Source organism: Peribacillus sp. FSL E2-0159 (assembly GCF_038643155.1).
Lineage (GTDB): Bacteria > Bacillota > Bacilli > Bacillales > DSM-1321 > Peribacillus > Peribacillus simplex.
This window is the reverse complement of sequence record NZ_CP152053.1, coordinates 4612459-4633382: the sequence shown is the minus strand read 5'-3', so window position 1 is coordinate 4633382 and position 20924 is coordinate 4612459. Positions and strand designations below refer to the sequence as shown.

Annotated in this window: 27 protein-coding genes and 1 riboswitch; of the genes, 15 read left to right on the top strand and 12 right to left on the bottom strand. The window is 39.1% G+C overall.

What is annotated here, in order from left to right:
• The first annotated feature begins 90 nt into the window (after window positions 1-90).
• Window positions 91-231 (top strand): hypothetical protein, encoded by a 141-nt coding sequence (locus NYE63_RS22680; protein ID WP_179085980.1) that lies wholly within the window; start codon window positions 91-93, stop codon window positions 229-231.
• Window positions 232-1833 (top strand): sodium:solute symporter family protein, encoded by a 1602-nt coding sequence (locus NYE63_RS22675; RefSeq protein WP_342602805.1) that lies wholly within the window; start codon window positions 232-234, stop codon window positions 1831-1833.
• Between the two features lie 85 nt (window positions 1834-1918).
• Here NYE63_RS22675 and NYE63_RS22670 read toward each other — a convergent pair whose 3' ends face one another.
• Entirely contained in the window at window positions 1919-2413 is a 495-nt protein-coding gene (locus NYE63_RS22670; RefSeq protein WP_342605853.1) for a L,D-transpeptidase family protein, read from the bottom strand.
• Window positions 2414-2618: 205 nt separating this feature from the next.
• Between NYE63_RS22670 and NYE63_RS22665 the strand changes: the two genes are divergently transcribed.
• The 3 genes from NYE63_RS22665 to NYE63_RS22655 all read left to right on the top strand — a co-directional run bounded on the left by NYE63_RS22665 (window position 2619) and on the right by NYE63_RS22655 (window position 4450).
• Window positions 2619-2957, top strand: a complete 339-nt coding sequence (locus tag NYE63_RS22665; RefSeq protein WP_057276953.1) for a hypothetical protein — start codon at window positions 2619-2621, stop codon at window positions 2955-2957.
• A 165-nt stretch (window positions 2958-3122) separates the two neighbouring features.
• The gene (locus NYE63_RS22660) at window positions 3123-3848 is read left to right on the top strand and encodes a ZIP family metal transporter (protein ID WP_207438902.1); all 726 of its coding nucleotides are present in this window, start codon (window positions 3123-3125) and stop codon (window positions 3846-3848) included.
• A 212-nt stretch (window positions 3849-4060) separates the two neighbouring features.
• On the top strand, window positions 4061-4450 hold the full coding sequence (locus tag NYE63_RS22655; RefSeq protein WP_342602804.1) for a hypothetical protein: 390 nt from the start codon (window positions 4061-4063) through the stop codon (window positions 4448-4450).
• 181 nt (window positions 4451-4631) lie between these two features.
• Here NYE63_RS22655 and NYE63_RS22650 read toward each other — a convergent pair whose 3' ends face one another.
• From NYE63_RS22650 to NYE63_RS22640, 3 genes are all read right to left on the bottom strand, one after another.
• Window positions 4632-5513 (bottom strand): 5'-methylthioadenosine/S-adenosylhomocysteine nucleosidase, encoded by an 882-nt coding sequence (locus NYE63_RS22650; protein ID WP_283898345.1) that lies wholly within the window; start codon window positions 5511-5513, stop codon window positions 4632-4634.
• Window positions 5514-5686: 173 nt separating this feature from the next.
• A riboswitch (purine riboswitch) is annotated at window positions 5687-5790 on the bottom strand.
• Window positions 5791-6343: 553 nt separating this feature from the next.
• Complete coding sequence (locus NYE63_RS22645; protein ID WP_342602803.1) at window positions 6344-6811, bottom strand: hypothetical protein; 468 nt, start codon at window positions 6809-6811, stop codon at window positions 6344-6346.
• Between the two features lie 259 nt (window positions 6812-7070).
• Window positions 7071-7997, bottom strand: a complete 927-nt coding sequence (locus NYE63_RS22640; protein WP_342602802.1) for an NAD(P)-dependent alcohol dehydrogenase — start codon at window positions 7995-7997, stop codon at window positions 7071-7073.
• A gap of 340 nt (window positions 7998-8337) precedes the next feature.
• On the opposite strand from NYE63_RS22640, the gene NYE63_RS22635 reads away from it, so the two are divergent.
• On the top strand, window positions 8338-8907 hold the full coding sequence (locus NYE63_RS22635) for a dihydrofolate reductase family protein (protein WP_342602801.1): 570 nt from the start codon (window positions 8338-8340) through the stop codon (window positions 8905-8907).
• 214 nt (window positions 8908-9121) lie between these two features.
• Here the strand turns inward: NYE63_RS22635 and NYE63_RS22630 are convergent, their stop codons facing one another.
• The 5 genes from NYE63_RS22630 to NYE63_RS22610 form a co-directional block, all read right to left on the bottom strand.
• Window positions 9122-9754, bottom strand: coding sequence for an NAD(P)H-binding protein (locus tag NYE63_RS22630; RefSeq protein WP_342602800.1), 633 nt, complete (start codon window positions 9752-9754; stop codon window positions 9122-9124).
• 62 nt (window positions 9755-9816) lie between these two features.
• On the bottom strand, window positions 9817-10206 hold the full coding sequence (locus tag NYE63_RS22625) for a MerR family transcriptional regulator (RefSeq protein ID WP_342602799.1): 390 nt from the start codon (window positions 10204-10206) through the stop codon (window positions 9817-9819).
• A 27-nt stretch (window positions 10207-10233) separates the two neighbouring features.
• A complete protein-coding gene (locus NYE63_RS22620) occupies window positions 10234-10980 on the bottom strand; it encodes an SDR family oxidoreductase (RefSeq protein ID WP_342602798.1) in 747 nt (248 codons plus the stop codon).
• An 18-nt stretch (window positions 10981-10998) separates the two neighbouring features.
• Window positions 10999-11850 (bottom strand): aldo/keto reductase, encoded by an 852-nt coding sequence (locus tag NYE63_RS22615; RefSeq protein ID WP_342602797.1) that lies wholly within the window; start codon window positions 11848-11850, stop codon window positions 10999-11001.
• A gap of 73 nt (window positions 11851-11923) precedes the next feature.
• Entirely contained in the window at window positions 11924-13294 is a 1371-nt protein-coding gene (locus NYE63_RS22610) for an MFS transporter (protein WP_342602796.1), read from the bottom strand.
• Between the two features lie 572 nt (window positions 13295-13866).
• Between NYE63_RS22610 and NYE63_RS22605 the strand changes: the two genes are divergently transcribed.
• The 3 genes from NYE63_RS22605 (at window position 13867) to NYE63_RS22595 (ending at window position 14951) form a co-directional block, all read left to right on the top strand.
• Window positions 13867-14361 carry a DUF6773 family protein gene (locus NYE63_RS22605; RefSeq protein WP_342602795.1) on the top strand — a complete coding sequence of 165 codons (495 nt, stop codon included), beginning with the start codon at window positions 13867-13869 and terminating at the stop codon, window positions 14359-14361.
• Window positions 14362-14389: 28 nt separating this feature from the next.
• Entirely contained in the window at window positions 14390-14587 is a 198-nt protein-coding gene (locus NYE63_RS22600) for a helix-turn-helix transcriptional regulator (protein ID WP_342602794.1), read from the top strand.
• Window positions 14588-14693: 106 nt separating this feature from the next.
• Entirely contained in the window at window positions 14694-14951 is a 258-nt protein-coding gene (locus NYE63_RS22595; RefSeq protein ID WP_342602793.1) for a sigma-G-dependent sporulation-specific acid-soluble spore protein CsgA, read from the top strand.
• Window positions 14952-14996: 45 nt separating this feature from the next.
• Here NYE63_RS22595 and NYE63_RS22590 read toward each other — a convergent pair whose 3' ends face one another.
• Together NYE63_RS22590 and NYE63_RS22585 are read right to left on the bottom strand one after the other, a co-directional pair.
• Entirely contained in the window at window positions 14997-15644 is a 648-nt protein-coding gene (locus NYE63_RS22590; RefSeq protein WP_342602792.1) for a hypothetical protein, read from the bottom strand.
• A gap of 468 nt (window positions 15645-16112) precedes the next feature.
• Window positions 16113-16979, bottom strand: a complete 867-nt coding sequence (locus NYE63_RS22585; protein ID WP_342602791.1) for a LysR family transcriptional regulator — start codon at window positions 16977-16979, stop codon at window positions 16113-16115.
• A gap of 209 nt (window positions 16980-17188) precedes the next feature.
• Here NYE63_RS22585 and NYE63_RS22580 point away from each other — a divergent pair, with 209 nt between their 5' ends.
• From NYE63_RS22580 to NYE63_RS22555, 6 genes are all read left to right on the top strand, one after another.
• Window positions 17189-17470 carry a DUF2798 domain-containing protein gene (locus tag NYE63_RS22580; protein WP_063235184.1) on the top strand — a complete coding sequence of 94 codons (282 nt, stop codon included), beginning with the start codon at window positions 17189-17191 and terminating at the stop codon, window positions 17468-17470.
• A gap of 205 nt (window positions 17471-17675) precedes the next feature.
• A complete protein-coding gene (locus NYE63_RS22575) occupies window positions 17676-17894 on the top strand; it encodes a DUF1659 domain-containing protein (RefSeq protein WP_063235183.1) in 219 nt (72 codons plus the stop codon).
• Window positions 17895-17938: 44 nt separating this feature from the next.
• Window positions 17939-18157, top strand: coding sequence for a DUF2922 domain-containing protein (locus tag NYE63_RS22570; RefSeq protein ID WP_063235182.1), 219 nt, complete (start codon window positions 17939-17941; stop codon window positions 18155-18157).
• Window positions 18158-18209: 52 nt separating this feature from the next.
• A complete protein-coding gene (locus tag NYE63_RS22565) occupies window positions 18210-18365 on the top strand; it encodes a YvrJ family protein (RefSeq protein WP_057913045.1) in 156 nt (51 codons plus the stop codon).
• 156 nt (window positions 18366-18521) lie between these two features.
• Entirely contained in the window at window positions 18522-18866 is a 345-nt protein-coding gene (locus tag NYE63_RS22560; protein ID WP_342602790.1) for a general stress protein, read from the top strand.
• A gap of 164 nt (window positions 18867-19030) precedes the next feature.
• Window positions 19031-20377 carry a DUF3238 domain-containing protein gene (locus NYE63_RS22555; protein ID WP_342602789.1) on the top strand — a complete coding sequence of 449 codons (1347 nt, stop codon included), beginning with the start codon at window positions 19031-19033 and terminating at the stop codon, window positions 20375-20377.
• Window positions 20378-20468: 91 nt separating this feature from the next.
• Here the strand turns inward: NYE63_RS22555 and NYE63_RS22550 are convergent, their stop codons facing one another.
• Window positions 20469-20861 carry a thiol-disulfide oxidoreductase DCC family protein gene (locus NYE63_RS22550; protein ID WP_342602788.1) on the bottom strand — a complete coding sequence of 131 codons (393 nt, stop codon included), beginning with the start codon at window positions 20859-20861 and terminating at the stop codon, window positions 20469-20471.
• Window positions 20862-20924: the final 63 nt, after the last annotated feature.

Sequence of the window (20924 nt, the reverse complement as noted above, 5' to 3'; positions counted from 1 at the left end):
CCTCTATTAAAATCTGAATATTCAAAAATATGGTATGGATATTGCATATTTAATTATTGATTATTTCTATTTTGATAAGGGGGTCAAGAAATGGGTGAGTTGATTTTCTCTTTAAGCTATGGGGGTTCCTTAATTGTTATGGGGTGGATCACGAAGGTTTTCCTAGTGAAAATGAAAAAGAGCCAAGAAGAAATAAAAGCAAAAGATCCGATTGAAAAGGTGGGGATGTAAGTGGCCTTTCTGCTTGGTATTATCATATCCTTTTGTGTTTATGTCTCAATCGGCATTTTCTTATTCAGGAAAGTGAAAAGCTCAGAGGAGTATTATGTTTCTGGACGAAGCGGAAACACCTTGATGATAACTGGTACGCTTGTTGCTTCTTTCCTAAGCACCGTATCCTTCATGGGAGAAGCGGGATTTTCCTATGAAGGATACCCGATCCTGCTGCTTATCCTCGTTATATTTAATGCAAGCGGCTATATATTCGGAGTATTCCTGTTTGGCAGGTATTTAAGAAGAAGCAAATCATTGACGGTTCCTGAATTTTTTGGTAATCGCTTTCATTCGAAGAAAGTAAGACTGGCAGCTGCCATCACGACGATTCTCGGAATCTCTGCATACTTGGTTGCCGTTACTCAAGGGGCAGCCGTTTTATTGGCCGAGGTTTCGGGTGTTTCCTATCCAATGGCCTTGGTGATCATGTGGGTCGTGTATTCATCCTTTACCATTCTCTCAGGAGCTAAAGGAGTCATGGTGAATGATACGGTGATGTTCTTTTTATTCTCGATCGCGACGTATCTTAGTTTTCCTTATATTATCAAATCTGCAGGCGGGTTTCCTGATGCCGTTACTAAAGCGGCAAACCTGGCCGAACGGCCTGATTTATTAAGCTGGCATGGCATTACCGGACCGGCCGCAACGATGGGAACTCCATGGGAAGCATTGGCCTGGGCAGTCATCATGGGCTTGGTCTGGGGCATTGTCATTGCAGTGAGTCCATGGCAAAGCAGCCGGTATTTAATGGCTAGGAATGAACACGTAGCCATCCGGGCCGGCGTATGGGCAACCATATCCATTTTGACCGTCTATTTGTTTCTCCATATAAGCATCTCGACAATACCGACCATTAAAGCGGATATCGCCCCGACGGAAAAGGTATTCATTTGGGCAGCGATGAATATAGTCCCGAAATGGCTTGGTGTCATCATCGTTAGCGGCATCATGGCTGCGGCACTATCTTCCTGTTCGAGCTTCCTGCAAATAATAGGAAGCAGCATAACACGGGATATCATGGAACAATCACGGAAAAAGGAATATACAGATCAACATCTATTACGGGCCAGCCGCATTTCCATGGTCGTGATCAGCTTGATCATTCTATTGATTGGATTATTCCAGCCGCCTGCCGTCATGTGGATCGGCTACTTTGCGGCTACATTATTTGCCGCATCATGGGGACCGATTGCCATTTCAAGCGTATTTTCAAAGAAGGTAACGAAAGAAGGAGCCTTTTGGAGCATCGTATTCGGATTCTTTGGAGTGATACTCGGGGAAAGCCTTAGCATGTTCGGAATTAGCCTTCCTGTATACTTTAATCCTGTAATTATCGGTTTAATCTTAAGCATAGGCGCACTTATCATTGGCTCCAAGTATGGAACGATCACCATCGAAGAAAGGGAGTTTCAAGCAAATATCCTTCAAACCCCCATTGAAATAAACGAGCAAAAAGAAATGGCCATCACCCGCAGATATCCAGCCTATTTAATGATCAGCGGCGTCATGATTATCATGGTTACACTAGTGTTTTATTATTGGCCGATAAATATGAATTGATTGATAGAACGATAATATTTTACTGGCAGGGGAAATCCCTGCCTTTTTTTGAATGAAAAAAAGTGTCCAGGTTTCCCTAAACACATTAAGGATGAATTGTAACCGGTGTCCCGATTGGAACAATCCTTGATAATTCCTCCACGTCCCGATTATGCATGCGAATACAGCCTTTAGAGACGGCTTTACCAATTGAGCTGGGATCGTTCGTTCCATGAATGCCGTAGTGCTCCTTGGATAGACTCATCCACATTGTACCAAATGGGCCTCCGGGGTTGGGGGCTTTATTAATGATGATGAATTGTCCTACTGGTGTACCGAATAGCATTCTTCCAACAGCGATTGGATATTGTTTTTGCAGTACTCCATTTTTTAGCAGCCTTAGCTTACGATTGTTAACGGACACATCGATCTGAAATGGAATGGTATCAGGAGGGGGAAAACCAGGGATCATAATGGGTTGACCAGGATAAATGACATTTGGATTTATTGTCGGGTTAGCATTGATGATTGCCGATAGCGGTTTCCGATAGTCCCTAGATATCTGTGTCAGTGTTTCACCGGGTTTAACTGTATGAATCAGACTGAACACCTCCATAGGTTATAGTTGTCATGTTACATTCTATGTGATTTTTAAAAAGTGTTTCGTAACTCGCTTTTATCTGTTAACTGATTTTAATGAAACTAATATATTAAGTAACTAAGCCGAAAAGAAACCGAAATGAACTTTTGATAAAATAAGATTTTATGGAGAAGATTTTTTTGTTAGTTAAAGAGGGGGAATAAAGGTGGAGGAACATGTGAAAAAGGCTTTAGTAGAATGGAATGAAGAAATTAGTGATGTGTTAAATGGGATAGAAAAAGAGTATGAAGAAGTTAAGCGTGACCTTCAGGTTTATTCCTATAAATTCAATATTACCAAGCAAGTTGTACAATCCACTATAAATGATGAAATTATTCGAAACATCCGCGAGCTCTATCATAAACCTTTTGAACAAAAATTGAACGAATTGAAAGAGTCTATAAAAGAGCTAGAAGAAAAGAGAAAGGTTTTCCAAATGTTTGTCGATAAAATTGAAAAGGTTAGTGAAAGAGAAGAAGGAAAACCGCAAATATCAGTCATATAAGGCAGCGATGCACCATAATCGGAAAGACTCTACTATTCTTTTCATACTTCTACTACGGCAGGAAATATAACTGCTTTTTTTGCTGGAATTTGTAAAAAGCGGCCCCTTGTTTACCCCAACATCAACCCGGGTACACTATCCTATAAAAGGAAATGGGGGAATTCTATGTGGAATGCGGTCTTTTGGGGAGGGGTTTCCGGTTCTGCTGTCCTGCTTGGCGCACTAGCCGCCATCTTCATTCCGATAAAGAAAAACATCATTGGCTATATTATGGCTTTTGGTACGGGTGTATTGATTGGTGCAGCGGCATATGAGCTGCTTGCTGATTCGGTGAGTGATGGAGGAATCTGGGCGACGGCAATCGGATTCATCGCAGGGGCGGCCGTGTTTACTGCCTTGGATTTTCTTATTTCCAAAAAAGGTGCGGATAAAAGGAAACGGTCCAATAATAGCTCTTCGAAGGAAGCGGGCTTAGCCATTTTTATCGGGACGGTTATGGATGCCATACCGGAGTCGATCATGATTGGCGCAAGCTTAATAAGCGGTGGCTCGGTAAGCTGGTTATTGGTCATTGCCATCTTCATCAGTAATATTCCGGAGGGGCTCTCAAGTACAACTGGTCTGCTCAAAAGTGATTATTCCAAGAAGAAAATCATGCTGCTGTGGTTTTCCGTTCTGCTCATTTCGGCACTTTCCTCGATGTCGGGCTATCTATTCCTCGATCATGCCCCGGACTATGTCCTGGCAGCGATGGCAGCCTTTGCAGGCGGTGGAATCATCGCCATGATCGCCTCAACGATGATGCCTGAAGCATATGAAGACGGAGGACCGATTACGGGGATATTCACCGCAGCCGGCCTGCTTATATCTTTGGTTCTGGATTCGATGTGATAACGAAAAAGTGAGATTGTCCCCTTGGAAAGAAAGGGGGGCATTTTTTTGTGGGGAAGTTAATCAAGGCGGATTTTATAAATCTATCATAGTAGGAAATGCGCAGGCGAAATAAGGAAAGCTATCTCTAAAAAAGAATTGCTGGTGTTAAAATATCATTTCAAAACATACACTCTTCATATAGATTTTTAGACATTGAGGAGATGTTAGAAATGAACTTCGAGATGCAAATTGCGAATATGTTAGCTAAGAATATAAATGGTTTCATTACATTCGTCCGGGAAAATCATGAAAATGAAAACAATTGCTTTTGTTTAAATAGAGATAAATTGTATCAATTGAAACTTCTAGTTGAGGAGTTTAAGTTTCAGGTTTTGGCAGATGAACTTAAACGAATCAATCGGTTTACCTGGGATGAAAACTACACGCATTTATTAGTTGATAGATTCAGAAAAGGGATGGGCATCATTGAAGAGTACGTAGAAAATAACTACAGCGATTTATTCATTTTTACCGCTAGACTTTACACATTGAATAGCCTCAGCTTAACATTTTGCAAGGAGGAAGAATCAACAAACAGTTGTTCAATCCACCATGAATGATGGGAATGGTTAGTATCCTATCAGAAGACAGTATTTCTGATGTGGAAAATAGTCCGGTACATTTGGGCACAGCCCACGCGAATAAAAGAAGAGCACATATAATATGTGCTCTTCTTTTATTTCATAATAGGGATAGTTGACCAAAAAGATTCTCATTCTTTTATATGCTCCGAGCCCGATCTTATTTGCTTGGCATCGTAGAGATATATTTTTTGACTACTTCATAAACATATTCTTGATTGGCTGCTGCTGTATTAGGGTTATATTTACCGCCGTTCGTTTTATTATTGGATAGTACTCGTATACCTAAGAAGGGAACATCGTAAGCTTTGGCGATTTGTGCTGCCGAAGCTCCTTCCATTTCTTCAACAGATGTACCATATTTCGTATGGAACCACTTAATCCGATCCACTTCATTATTCCAAACGTCTGCAGAACCGATAGTGCCATCGACAACCTTACCTTTTGTGTAAGTATCTTTAACTGCATGAGCAGCTGCGAGTAAATCCTTATCTCCCTCGTAGAAGCGTGGTTTTTCAGCGTTAGGATCTTCTCCTGCACTTCCTTCAGAAGCCATTAGGTCCATCGGTTTCCATATGGTTGGATCAATTCCTTGGTTTTCAGCTTTATCAGCCGTTTTTAATGAACCTAGGTTTACCGTTCTTTTTCCTAAAACAATATCAAAAACGTTTAAGCTTGGATCATGTCCGCCTGATGTTCCTTGATTGATGATGGCAATAGGGTTATATCTTTCAATGGCCAATGCTGTAGCGGCAGCTGTGTTTTCCATCCCTTTACCTGTTTTTGCAACGATTACAGGATAATTGTCTAACGTTCCAATGTAAAATACAAAATCCCCTGATTTTTCTTCTTTAACATTTTTTAATCTTTTCGCGAAATTTTCAGCTTCGATTGGCATTGGACCTTGGATCATGATAGGCCTTTGAGTCTTTTTTTCTACCGTTTCATTTTTGGAAGCAGAACTGCATGCTGCAATCACCGACACGAAAAGTAATGTAATGATTCCTAATATAGTGTACTTTTTGAACATGTTTTTTCTCATATAATTTCTCCTTAAAACATATTTATTCGATTGTTTGATACACTCGCAGTTGCGGTCAAAGAAAAAGGTCCAGAACGGCAGAATGATTACTGCCTTCTAGACCTACGATAGTCAAAGTAAAGATGATTAAGCAAAATGATTAGCTAAATCATTAGCTGCTCAAGAAAAGCGGGCAGCCGAATACTTTAACTCGTAGTCTAGTTCTTTCACTGGGAACCAGGTAGAAACGCTCAGACCAAATTTCCGAGCATATACGAGTAAATTACGATTATTACTTTGCTAATATAACAAACTAATGATAGATAATCAATGGGAAAGTGAACATTAAAATATAAATATAATTTAATGTTCGTGTTTAAAGAGGCGTAGTTCGTTAAAATCGCTAATTTCTTAAAAGGTAAATGGGGTTTTAGTGGAGGCATGGACACAATCATTATGTGTTTGAATAGTATAATTTAAAGGCCAAGTCATAGAGGATGCGGAGTGTCTCATCCGGAACTATAACTTTAAAACAAGACTATGGTTTTCTTGATGTTTTTTTTTGAGGGGTGTAAATCTGATCGTTGATTGGAACGTAGGGCACTCGCTTTCCGCGGGCGGTCCGGGAGCCTCCTCGGCGCTCGCCTGCGGGGTCTCCCTTGGACACGTTTTTCCCGCAGGAGTCTCGTACCTTCCGCTCCAATCAACTGGTATGTTTTTTAAATAAAAAAACTATGTGCAAACTGACTATTCCTCTAATTTGGCTATAGTTTGGAGAGGGGCGGAATGGTCTCATTCCGAACAATATAGGGATAGATGGCGAATAAGATTCTAATTCTTTATTAAAATAGTTAACCTTTTAAAGGTACTTTCCCTATGAAAGTATTCATTTGAATATCATAATGATTTTCAGTATATTTCCCAAGCCTGGTTGTAAGTTGGGTTAGCTTTTGTACTATATAGCTTAATTCAAAAACATTGTATAATTTATTCACTTCCCAAATTGATGCTAGTCTTGCTCTATTTCCAAAAGGAAGCAAAGAAATTATTGCTTCATCTTCATCGAATTCCAGAGAATAATATTTGAATTCTTGTACGACTCTACCTTTTTTGTTTGTTTGTACCCATTTTAGTAAATAGAGATAAAATTCTAACAATGCAATATCTGCTTGGAAATATATATCATTATTTATTTTAATTGTAAGTATCCCCTCAACCCTTAATGCAACGGCAGGAGAAGTTCTTAAATCAAAGGGAATAGAGTTTCTATCAGTTGTAAACTCATATTCAAATTCTACGCTATTGGATAACTTGTCCATATTTTACCATCATATCCTATCACAATTTTTATTTTTACATGGAAACTAAGGTTATGTTTACCATGATATATTAAAACAATTAAAAATAAAAGAGATTTATAGTTAAAAATACCTAGATAGTGTTAATTCTAATTTGTGATTAAATGCTAAAACTCCTACGGAAAAATCCATAGGAGTATGAGGGTTGGTTTTTCAATTATCAGCAAAATGAAACATGGGTTACAAAAGTTCACAAAAAGCGGCGGTGTGCAAAGCGCTGTCAGGATTTATCATGATCAACCAAGGTTATCACTACATTTCCCTTTTTATGTCCTAGTTCTACATATCTATGAGCCTCGGGAATCTGTTCAAGCGGGTAGCGTTTATCAATGACCGATTTTAATGTTCCAGTTTCGATAAGCTCCTTAAGGAGTAGTAAATCTTCAGTAAGTATCTTCGCTATTCCTTGTCCCTCAACGGACACGTATCGCCCGTTCGGGGTGAGTACTTTCTTGCAATTGGCTTTCGAGCTTTTCCCGACTGCATCAAAGATGATGTCATATCGCTCTTGTCTTTCAGTGAAATCCTCTTCTGTATAATCAATTACTTTATCTGCTCCCAATGATTTAACTAATTCAAAATTAGCGGCACTGCATACTCCGGTAACTTCTGTTCCAAAGTATTTGGCTAGCTGCACGGCTGAAGTCCCTACTGAACCGGATGCACCGTAGATGAGGACTTTTTGTCCGTCCTGGATATTGGCTTTTCTGAAAAAATGCAGAGCTGTCGTTCCCCCAAAAGAAACGGCGGCGGCTTCCTCGTAGGTCATATTGGCAGGCTTCATTGCGATTGGTCCGTCTTCAGGTAAGCATGTGTATTCGGCATGAGCCCCGAAGTTCATTCCAGTCATGGCAAAAACCTGGTCGCCTTTTTTGAATTTTTTCACATCCCTGCCCGTTTCCTCTATTTCCCCGGCCAGCTCCACTCCGAGTATCGATTTTCGCGGTTTTCTAAGACCCAGGAAGATTCGCATCGGCAGCCATAACAAGAAGGGGCTCTTGAAGCTCCGGACTCTTATGTCCCCTGAAGCCACTGTTGCCGCGTGGACCTTTACCAGAATTTCGTTGTCCTTGGGCGTTGGTTTTGCTACCTCTTTGAGTTCCAGTACATCGGGTGAACCGTATTTTGTGCATACCATTGCTTTCATCGCGAGTCTCCTTAGTTTTTGATTCAATCTTTTAATACTATGATAGAAACTGTAAGATAAAACTAACGTAACTGAAGTAACTTCTGATGAAATGTGAAAAGCAGCGAGATTCATGGGGATTTCCGGGGACAATAGGGATGCCTATTTTCACAATGCGCCTGTTGTAATGTCCCTGAGGTCATCCAAGAGTACGTTCAATTCGGATAATGCACGAAAGCTTTTGGCTTTGCTGGTACACGATTTGTCCTGAATCGGTCAGGCGCAATTGTCTCGTTGAGCGGCCGAAACCTTATGATTTTATCAACCAGGGAATTTCTATAGAACAAAAGGAGCTAAAAGTATGGCCATTAACGAAAGACCAAGAAGAATAGTTTTAGATTTAGCAGTTACTTTAGATGGATTTATTGAAGGGCCGAAAGGGGATGTGGACTGGTGCATTATGGACTCTGAAATGGGGTTCATTGATTTCTTAAATCAAATTGATACTATTTTTTATGGGAGAAAAAGCTATGATTTATGGGGACAATATACTCCAGAAAATGAGGTATCTGATACTGAAAAAGAAATGTGGAATTTAGTTCATGGCAAAGAAAAATTCATGTTTTCCAAAACAAAAAAAAGCACTGATGATAAAGTAACAATCATAAATGATAATATTGTTGAAGAAGTAAATAAATTAAAGAAAAAGCCTGGTAAAGACATCTGGCTTTATGGCGGGGCAAGTCTTATTACAACTTTTATAAGATTTGGGCTGGTTGATGAATTTAGGTTATCTGTTCACCCTGTTGTTTTAGGGGAAGGAAAACCTTTGTTTATTGACATGAAGGAGAGATTGAATCTAAAACTGGTTGATACAAAAAGATTTTCCTCTGGCGTTGTTCAACTTTGCTATCATCTTAATGAAGGGTAATTGAAAAGCATGATGATAGGCCTTAAAATTCATATGTAGATAAAAAGAGAGTAACTCCATTTTTAAAAAATGGAGTTTTTGTATTTGCTGTTAATGGAAGGGGATTTATATTCAATCTTTATTCTAAAGCTACATTTTGGACCAATTTACCTTGCTGGTCATATCAAGCTGTAACCTTTTCTGTTATAAAGAATTTCCCTTTTTTGAATACAAACTAATAGAACGACGGTTTTTCCAAATCAGTATCTGGTTCGCTGACTCCTAAACTTTTGCAAATATATTTCGTGTTATCAGCAAGTAAATCCATAATCAAACGAGCTACAGCCTGACGTGTAACCTGTGCACCAATAAATGGTTCACCTTTTACTGTCAGTTCATATTCTTCATTACCTTCTTGGTCGTAAAGCCAAGTTAAACGTAGTAGTGTGTAATCAAGCTCTGAATCTTCGACTACATTGGCTGCAGATTTGTATAATGGTGCACTGGATCCAACCATTGCATCATTCCAGCGACCAAATGCACCAATGACTTCATCATAAATACCTAAAACTGTTGCACCAATGAGGCGTTTTACACCAGCTTCATCCATTGCGGAAACAATAGATTGTGTTGCTTGAGCGTCACGCATATCATTTAAATAAACAACATCTACTCCAGACATTGCTTCGACAAGTTTAGATTTATCATGAAAGTCACCATCGATAATTTTTACTCGTTCACTAGCTGCTTTTAAACGAGAATTTGCGTGTCTCGCATATAAAGTGATTTTTGTATCTGATTCATTTAGCAAGAGTTCAGTTAACATACGAGAAACTTGACCAGCTGCACCTAAAATCAAAACTTTCATTTATCCTTCACTCCGTTTCGCATAAAGTTGAAGCATCGAAAATAATTTTTCGTGTGCAACTATCATTCATCAAATTCACGAAGTCCTTTTTCAGCTGGAACAACATGACTTTCATAGTTATCAATCTTATAATTCAAACGATCGAGTGCACTTTGCATTATATCAATACGTTTTTGCATCTCGTCACGTTCGTCACATAAAATTCCTACACGAGCTGGGATATTAGCATCGTCACCATTTTTGAACAACTCAATGTACTCAATTAGTGCTTCAATGGATACCCCTGCTTCACGCATATGACGGGAAAATTCGATCCAACGGATGTCCTCATCGTCTAAATTACGTACACCGTTCTTATCTCTTTTTACTGGTGGTATTAAGCCGATACGTTCGTAATAACGAATCGTATCAGCAGACACACCAGTTTTTTCACTTACAACCTTGATGTTCATGTAAAATCCACCTTTTTATGTTTTTTATTAAGGTAATTGGATAGTTGGACGAATAATGATTTCATTCATTGCAGTGTCTTCAGGAGTATCCATTACAAACGCTACTGTTTCAGCAATACGTTCAGCTGGAATGGCCACTGCACTGTAAAGTGAATCGATACCGCCTTTAAGGTCTGTATCGGTAATTGTGTTAGGTAATTCCGTTGCTACGGCACCTGGTGAAAGAATTGTCACACGGATATTGCTTCCTGCCTGAGCTTCTTCTTGACGAAGTGCTTCAGAAATCGCACGTACTGCGTATTTCGTACCACTGTATACACCACCACCTGGGTGAGTCTGGTGACCGGCAACAGAAGAAACATTAATGAAGTGACCAGATTTTTGTTCACGCATTACTGGAAGACCAGCTGCGATTCCGTAAAGGACACCTTTAATATTTACGTCGACCATTCGTTCCCATTCGTCCACATGAAGTTTATCGAATGTTGAATGGGGCATAAGACCAGCGTTGTTTAACCAAACGTCGATTCGTCCAAAAGTATCTACCGCAAGTTTCGCGAGAGCTTCAACGTCACTGCGTTTTGTTACGTCAGTGCTGGCGTAAATTACTTCGCCACCTTCAGCTTTGATTTCGTCTGCCAATTTTTGAAGACGTTCTTCACGACGAGCACCGAGAACAACTTTGTCTCCGCGTTTTGTTAATAATTTTGCAGTTGCTTCGCCAATACCTGAGGATGCCCCTGTAATAACGACTACTTTGTTATGTTCTATCATTTTATTTTCCTCCAATTCTTAACGTTCTGCTTTCATTGAACCAAGTGCTTTTACCATCACTGGATCTCTGTGTGAGAAGAAGCTGCTTTTATTTGTATCAAGTGTGGCAATTGTCTTTATATCGTTTTCGCTTAATTCAAAATCCCAAATATCGTAATTTTGAGCGATACGTTCTTCATGAACGGATTTAGCAAGAGCTGAAATTCCGTGCTGGATTAGCCAGCGAAGGACAACTTGAGCGACTGATTTGTTATATTTTTTACCTATTTCAATTAACACTTCATTTGTGAAGAGACCGTTTTTTCCTTCTGCAAACGGAGCCCAAGCTTGTACAGCTACATTGTATTCTTGGTGGACTTTTAAAGCTTCTTCTTGCTGTAAGAAAGGATTCACTTCAATTTGGTTCACTTGTGGGGTTATTTCATTATGAAGAATTAAATCAACCAAACGATCAGTATGGAAGTTACTAACACCGATTGCACGAATTTTTCCTTCTTTATAAAGTTCTTCAAGTGCGCGCCATGAGCCATAAATGTCTCCATATGGTTGGTGGATTAAGTACAAATCAAGGTAATCGAGCTGCATGAGTTCAAGCGTTTTTCCAAATGCTGTTTTTGTCGCTTCATAGCCTGTGTCATTTACCCAAAGTTTTGAAGTGACAAATAATTCTTCACGAGGTACACCGCTTTTCTTGATTGCATTACCCACAGCTGATTCGTTCATATAAATTGCAGCTGTATCAATCAAATGATAACCAGCTTTAATTGCTGCAAGAACACTTTGTTCCGCCTGTTGAAGATCAGGGATTTGGAAAACCCCAAAACCGTTAAGTGGCATTTTTACAACATTATTTAATATCACATATTCCATATTTTTTACCTTCTTTCTTTTAAGTGAAGTTCAGTATAAACCTTGGAGTTCACTCTAAGGCAAGGGAACATATTTAATTTTTTATTTCTTTCTTCATAACTGGAAGTATAAGTGCAACTACAAGAATAATTGCTAAAACCAGCATGACACTACCGCCTTTTAATGCGACATTTACTTGAGTTACTAATCCACTACTGGCTGCTAGACTTGAAATTGCTACTAATAATGCAAGACCAAGTGATCCGCCAACTTGGTGTGCTACGTTTACGACACCACTTGCAGCTCCAGCATCACTAGCTTCAGTATGAGCAATACCAGCAGCAGTTAAAGGACTAAGTGTTAAACCTTGCCCGAAACCAATGAAAATCATTGGAAGTGCAACGCTAGCAATATAACTACTATTACCGGAAACAAAACTTAACCAGAACATGCCGATCGTTGTAATTATTAGACCGCATAGTAGAACACGACCGTTGTTAAAGCTTCGAGTAAAGAGCGGAACAAGCATAGCTGAAATAAAATTAGCGACTGTCATTGGAAAGAATCCTATACCGGCTTGTAATGGTGAAAATCCATAGATAGATTGTAAAAATTGAGTTATAAAGAACCAAAATGCCATCATGGCACCCAAGAATAGCATGCGTGCCAAGTACGCACCATTACGTTCACCACTCTTAAATAGACGGAGTGGAATGATTGGTTGATCTGCACGTTTTTGCGTGTATACAAAAGTAATAAGTAAAATTCCTCCCGCGGCAATAGAAATGAGAGCAATCATTGATTGTTCCTCTAAGGTTACAATTCCATAAACAAGTCCAACAATGCCCAATAAAGAAGTAGCTGTCCCTGCTATATCGAATTTTCCTGCAATAGTAGCAGATTCCTTGATATGCTTTTTCGTTAGAATGTACATGACGATACTAATTGGTACATTAATGAAAAATGCGTAACGCCAAGATAACCAACTGGCAAAAATACCACCTAGAACTAAACCGGCACTTGCACCGATTCCAGCAACTGCACCATAATAAGAAACAGCCTTCGTACGTTCTTCACCCTCCTCAAAGTTATCCATCAATAATGCAAGGGTAGATGGAGCAAGAAGTGCCGCCCCAGCACCTTGAAGTGCACGTGCAATAACTAACCAAACGGCATTCAGCGCTGTACCAACTAATAGTGAACCCAAACCAAAGATAATTAATCCAAGAATAAACATTCTTCTACGCCCGAAAATATCTCCGGCACGTCCACCAAGCAGTAACAAACCACCAAAAATTAATGTATAAGTATTTTGAACCCAAGTTAGATTGCTTTGAGATAAGTGAAGTGATTCTTGAATTTTAGGTAATGCAGTAATTACTACAGATATATCTAAAACAATAACGAAATAACTAATAAGAATAATACCTAAAACAATGGATTTGTTTTTCGCCTTCTTTACCATTTACTTTCCTCCGTTTCAATTACATGTATCACTTTAAACCTTGGAGTTCACTTCAAGACAAGAGAAAAGTTTAAAAAAGGTAAAAGAAATTCTTAAATAAAAAACCAAGATAATTAAGTTTGCCATTGTAGAGATGGAGCGCATTTGACACTTAGCAACCCAATAAATTATCCTTGATTCACCTATACTGCCCTGTTACTTTAAGTACATTCCTTCATAACCTCGATAATTAACACCTATTCAATTAAATGGCCCTATTGCTAAACAAAATTAAAAAAGCACACATTTGCTATCTGTTATTGAGTTCATAAACAAATTTATAGAATGATTAAAATCATGATTTCACGAGTAAAACCTTGAAATTCACGAGTAAAACTCCAAAACTCACGAGTAAATCCCCAAAACTTACGAGTAAAACCCTAAATAAGGCTAGTGAGGAATCCATACTGATGTATGGATTCCTTTTTTTTGTGTTTTGTAATTTATAAATTATAAAATGTAATATATATGTTGCAAAAAGTTAGATAAATCATATAATAAGGGTAAGCGATGGAATTAATGGAGGTCGATAGATGATGAATGTATTTAAACGAACGAAAAAGATCACGGATGAGCGGATTGAGAATGTACGAAATAAAATTTATAAAGAAATGTATCACGTCGTCTTGGCCATTTGCCTGGTGAGTGCACTTTTCAAACTATATAAATATGGTGCAGGCAGCGGGGAGTTATATCTGGAATTCGTGATCATAGTTGCAGGAGGGTTGTATTACTTAGCCCGTTCCATTTTCTTAGGTGTATTCTGGGATGAAGTGGAGATGCATGACCGCACCAGCAAAACACCGATGAGCAGGAAGACTGTCTTTGGTACGATTGCTTTGGCACTCATCATCGCTATATTCATGGGGGTGAATAGTGCTGTATCCTATGCGGATAGCAGTTCCCAGGGAGTATGGTATTTTGTATTGGTAGCGTTTGTATCCGTTATGATCTATCTGCCGATTTTACTTCTGTTTTTTGGTGGTATATACTTGCTTGCGAAGAAAATCGGCATGAAAAATAGATAAGATAATAAGAAATAGTAGGTGCCTTCCCTTGAAAAATATAAAACTGAAGCTAGCGAGAGTAGAAAAGGACTTGTCACAAGATGAACTAGCCAAGATTGTCGGCGTATCCAGGCAAACGATAGGATTGATTGAATCCGGAAAATATAATCCCTCGTTAAGTTTGTGTGTCGGTATTTGTAAAGCATTATCCCGTACATTGGATGATTTGTTTTGGGAGGTAGACTGAAAAGGGTATCCATTGATTTGGATATCTTTTTTTTAGGAATTTATCATCAAAAAATGGGGGAAGGTATAGCATGTAAGCAAAAAATCTAACATTCGAGAGGGATGGTATGATGGATCGTACGATTGGTTACTTACGTGAGATAATATCTAACTATACGGACCAATATCCTGAAGCGCAGGAAATTTATAATAAAATCAAAAGCGGACATTTTCATTCTGAAGAAGAACTCGTCAATAAGCTTTCCGGTAAAGAATCTAGCTTCCTTAACCATATTCTTCCTCAGGAAATTAAGCATGCAAAGGAAGCTAGTGATTCGGAACGGGTCACGCAATTATCAGAGGTATATGAACTGATTCTTATATGATAAAACCTTGTCCATGATGATCATGGACAAGGTTTTGTTGTTTTTTTATTCCATTTCACTAAGTGAATCCATATGACTGGCTATCATGGCGATGATCGTGCTTGCTTCTTCCTTGCTGAAAATGAAATTCGTTTCATCCTTTATCAGATCATCATCCGCTGTCCGAATCCGATTGATCCGTTTAAGCACACCATCACCTGTTTCCTGCACGATACCGAATTGATAGGTGACCTCGACTTCATTATCCTGGATATAGGCAGTCACTTCAGGCGTTTCCCAATCTACATCGATTTCGTATATATCGGAATCTGCGCCGTCTGGATCATACAAATCATCATTATCATCATCCATATCCATAGCATATTCGTAATCGGCATCATCCTCTTCCAAATAGTTATGGAAGCTCTCGTGGACAGCATCGACGATATCTTCAATGTCTGCAAGGATGACCTTACTGATCTGACCTAAATCCGGCTCAAACGATTCCATATAAAATTCTTCATTATACGGATCAAAAAACAGCGTGGAAAAATAATCCCTCTCATTGTCATCCAGCTCTGTATAAAACTCGATCCGTGGATGCTTCGACCCGCGCTCCACGATCATACTGCCATTACGGTCGTATTTCTCACAAATTGATTGAAGATGATCCTGCAATTCCCCGCTAACTCTGTCAAACCATTCTAATGACATCAACATCCACATCCTTTCGTGATTATTATTTCCCAGAAAAGGCGAACGTGACGTGCCATTTAAAGCCAAATGCAATATCTTCACCTGAAAAATGTAAGTTATAAAAAAAAAATTAAAGGAAAAAATAAGATGAAAAGCAAAAACAGTATTCTAATGGACGGATAATGCTGGAGCAAACTGTGGCGGGTTGTTGTATAAGTTTTTCAGAGGTTTTATTCAGTAAAGCAATGCAGTTTGCAAAAAGCATTGCAATTGATGGTATAGTACAACCTGACAATTAGCCGAGCCTCTTCCGCTGCATTGTAAATTCTAATTTTAGGCACATTTAAAACTCCCTTCATTAAGTTTAGAAGGGAGTTTTTTTAGGGTGTAGAAGACTGTAAGGTACGGTATTCATACAAATAACGGAGCAGGTTCGTTTGAAACCAAGATCTCTCGCATCTTTATATTTGGAATAAAGACTTTTTACTAAGCTTCATTTCTATACCTTTCAATAATAAAGTCAATAAAATACCTGCTTGCTATTGGCAATACTCTTTTATCCTTGTATGCCAAAGTAATTGTTCGAGTAATAGAAGGAGAGATAGCCTTCGTTACAATATTATAGGGACATTTATTTAAGAGCAGTTTTGGTAAAATCGAAATGCCAAGCTCCTGTTCAATCATGGACATAATCGCATAAGGATCAAATACTCTGTATTGTGTATCAGGTTCAAAATTGTACTGTTTAAAAATTATTAATGGTTCATTTATAACTCCCTCATCCAACAGGATATAAGGGTCTTTTAGCAATTCTTTCAATGAGACTTTTGTGGATGATGCTAAAGGATGATCTACTGGCATTACAGCCAGCATTTCATCTTCTTGCAAGGGAATCGTAGTTAGATCCGTAACATTTGAATTTACAAAGCCAAAGTCTACGCTGCCTTCTTTAATCCAGTTTGAGATTTCCGTATAATTTCCTTGTTGTAATTCGAAATGAACAGTTGGGTAAAGTTCCTTAAAATCTTTGATCAATCCCGGTATCCAATGACATGTAACACTGGAAAAGGTGCCAATTCGAATAAGGCCACTTTGCAGTCCTTCCATCTCTTTATGTTTTTCAGTCAGTTCCCTATGTGAATTATAAATCTTCCTGATATATGGCAAAAATTCCTCGCCATCTGGTGTCAGTGTAATACCCTTTCGAGAGCGTAAAATAAGAGTGGTAGAAAGTTCTTCCTCTAATGAATGCACCATTTGGCTAATGGCAGACTGAGTATAGCCAAGTTCTTCAGCAGCTTTTGTAAAACTGCCTGTTTCTATGGTTTTGATAAAAGCATAATACAAATTCAACCTCACTAACCCCTTTGTATTAGTAATTCTAATAGATCTATTATAAAAATTGGTTTTACTAATGTAAATGGAAGAAATAAAATATAGTTGGGAACAGACCTGCAGAACAACGTAAATCAAGCATAATTGATTAATGTTTTACTTATTAAATTAATTAAAAATATCAAGGTACCTAAAATAATTAGATCAGGGGTTGAAGTAGAAAAATAATGAATATTAACGTTAAATACAGAAATATTATTTATGCATTTTTAATGGCTTTTAGTATGTCCTTTTTTATTTCATTTATATTAGTCTCAATAAATAGGGGTTATGATCATATATTCTTATCTACATGGTTAAAAACTTGGTCACAGGCTTTTATCTGTGCTTTCTTTGGAGCTTACTTTTTTCCGAGAGTAATACAACAAATAATGAGAAGAATTAATTTTGTAGAAAAACCGCTAATAATTGAGAAAGATTTTTTAATGAGAGAAGAAGACAATGGATAATGGCGAGTAGAGAATTAAAATTTCGGTAATAAAATTTGTTTTAAAGGCTTTCCTGAAAAACAGTAAAAAATATGGATTTTATAAATACTGATATAGAGCTGCCCAAATGATGGGCGGCTTTTTATTCGTTTCCCTGAAAAATTTCAAGACCATGCTACTTTCATAGCGTAAAAGTTTATATAGAGTGTGAAAGGGGGTGAGTGGCATGGCAAACCAGATTCCAGTATCAAGTACGTTGCGGATCGATTTTGAGACGGGGTTAAATGAAAAAGGGGCTCTCGTTTTCAAGCGGAGGACATTTTCGAACATCAAGGTCGAGGCGACCGCGGATCAGTTGTTTTCGACAGCTGTTGCAATCACAAGTGTGCAGAATCATCCAATGGGTGAAGTGACCCGAGTGGATACGTATTCATTGATTGGCTAAAAGGTATTTGGAAAGATGGCGGAAGAGGGGGGAGGTGATTTGATATGGCAAAAGTACTGGAATTGATTTTCGTTACCGAGGAAGGAAAGTCAGCGACGATTTCCGTTGATAACCCGAAGGAGCCGGTCGAAGTAAATACGGTTAAACTGGCAATGGAAAAAATGATTGCGGGGAATGTGTTCGTTACATCTTCAGGGGATTTCGTCGATTTGAAGGCGGCGCGCCTTGTCGAACGAAATGTCGAGGAAGTGGAACTTATCTAACGAATGGAAAGGTCATCTTTGTTAGACACACTTGAAGTGAGGTGAATGAATAGTGGATCAAATCCTGCCATTTGTCAGTGATATTGGGTTCCCGATCATTGTTACCCTTTATTTGCTTCATAGGATTGAAACGAAATTGGATACTTTGAATGAAACCCTTGTGGAGCTGCCAGATCGCCTGCGAGAAGGTATTCCCAAGTCAGGTTAAGGATAGGCGGGAAGCATCATGAGTGATATCATTCATGATGCTTTTCCTTTTTAATGGAAAAGTTTTAATAGATTCTAGTTTTATATTAAAACTATCGGGTATACATAAAACTGTAGCTAGTTCATCAAAAATCCAAATAATAAGGAGGAATTTTTAATGACTAACAACAATGATAAAATGAGTCGTGAAGAAGCGGGCCGTAAAGGTGGAGAAACAACAGCGAAAAATCATGATAAGGAATTCTATCAAGAGATTGGCCAAAAAGGCGGAGAAGCAACATCCGAAAATCATGATAAGGAATTCTATCAAGAGATTGGCCAAAAAGGCGGAGAAGCAACATCCGACAGTCATGGCAAGGAATTCTATCAGGAAATCGGCGAAAAGGGCGGAGAGGCACGGGCCAATCAACGAGATGGTGACGGTAGCTCTGACGGTTCCAGTAATGGAAAAATGAGCCGGGAAGAAGCAGGACGCAAGGGCGGGGAAAAAAGCCGCCGTTAAAATATAATCCAGTGAAACTTATAAATGACCGAGGGAGTAACCATTCCCTCGTTTTTTTTATGCCATCAGCAAGTGTCCCATGGGAATAACCTTCACAGCACATTGCAAAGTGTGTTTGGAGATTAAAGTGGGTAAAGAAATAACACCTAGAAAAGGAAGAGGTGATGAAGAAGTTGATCGCTCATTATTCATTCCCCCGTTTAAAAGCAGGCGGAGTTGCATTCACTGCAAGGCATTCATTGCTTGTTCTTGGTCTTGCGGGAATCGCTTATCTCATTTCCAATAAGAGGAAGCATCAAGCGGTATTCAAAACGGCTTCATTGATGTGTAAGGTCGAACGGAAAGAAGATGCCATTAAGCTTATTTGGCCTGATGAAGGTGGTTTCTATCGGGTATTTAGGGGGCAAAAGCAGATTTACAGCGGCTCGGAGCCAAGGATTGCAGATCGGGGCCTGATTCCAGGAACCATCTATACGTACACGATAGATAGCTTGAATGAAAAAGAACAGCCAGTGAACAAGATGAAAATACAGACATCAACGACCGCCGAGAATAAAAAAGAAGATAATATCCTTTTGGATTTGGTATTCACCACGATTGTCGCAAAAGGCCAAGCCAGCCTGGAATGGGAGCCTATCAAAGGAATAAAAGAGTATACGATTTACCGAAACGGCGTGGATATTGGACAAGTGTACGGATGTTCCTTCAGTGATCGGAGTATTAGTGAAGATCAGGAATACACATATACCATTAAAGCTAAGCGGCCACTTCCACGTTCAGAGCAGGAGTCCTATGCAGTGAAATCCCTTGTAGCGAGTATTGTCGGAGCTGTAAAAAAAGGTTCATCCCAAGCACAGGCAGCGATCGAGGAAATAACGAATACAAAAAAGATAGGACCTGTAAAAAAGCTTTTACAGCCAGTTGAAAACGTTGTGGATGGTAAAAACAAAAGAAATTTGCAGCTGCGCTATGCCACCTTTTTACCGGAAGAGTGGCTGAAAAACCCCAATCTTGCCTCAAAGGTTCCTTATTTTAAAGGAGACAACCGCGGGTTTGATCCTGAATCACCCCGTTACCGGACTAGGGTCGATGTGTACATTCACGAAAAGGAAAGTGAAGCCGAGATTGAATTTTCCAAAGCAGTCGGAAAAAGTGAGGCCTACAACCATGATGGGGATTTTCTCGAGGAAGGAGTGGCCTCGGATGAAGACATTGTAGTGAAGCGCGTATTATCCAATCATGAGAAAACGACAATTCAGCTGACACACTCTGTGGGCAACCCAATCATCATTTCCCCAGCCGTGGATTATAAAGTGATCGGGACCTTTTACCGGAATGGCGAAATCAATATAGCCGGCTATCATGATCAGGCACCGCATCACGAAGTCTACCTAAAGGAGGCAGATGACGAAAGCTGGGAACCCCTGCACCTAGCGGAAAATAAAGGGCTCGAAATGATGGCGCACCCTACGGCCAATCATTTATGGAGATACTCTACATTTACACAATGAAAAGGACGAAAAGTCATGATCGCTGATCGTCCTTTTTTTTGTTGATACTAGAAAAGTTGACCATTTCTAATACAACAAATACATTGTTTTTTTATAAAAAACGTTTTCGGATACTTGGCGCCGGCAGCATACAGCTTTCTTCTTTCTTTCCGAACCATTTGTAACGATTTCTGGCAATGAAATCATAAACGAAGTTCCGGATGAAGCTAGGAACGATGATGAAGCCGTAAAGCAATTTCCATGCCCCCTGTAAGCGGCGGCAAATCCTCAAGGCTGCAGACGATTTATAGTAGGCCTTATCCCTTTCGATTAGGATCATGCTATCCATATCTGCAGGAACATCATACTTCTTCAGCAACTCTTGTCCCGCCTCACTTTGAAGCGAAGCGTAATGAAAAAGCCCCTGCGGATCCCGCTTTATAATGAACTGGACACTCGAATCGCAAAAGTTGCATTCACCATCAAATAAAATGACCGGATTCATGAACATTCCTCCTATAGAGAGACGTTATCATACTCATGCTTATATAATACACTACCCGTTTTG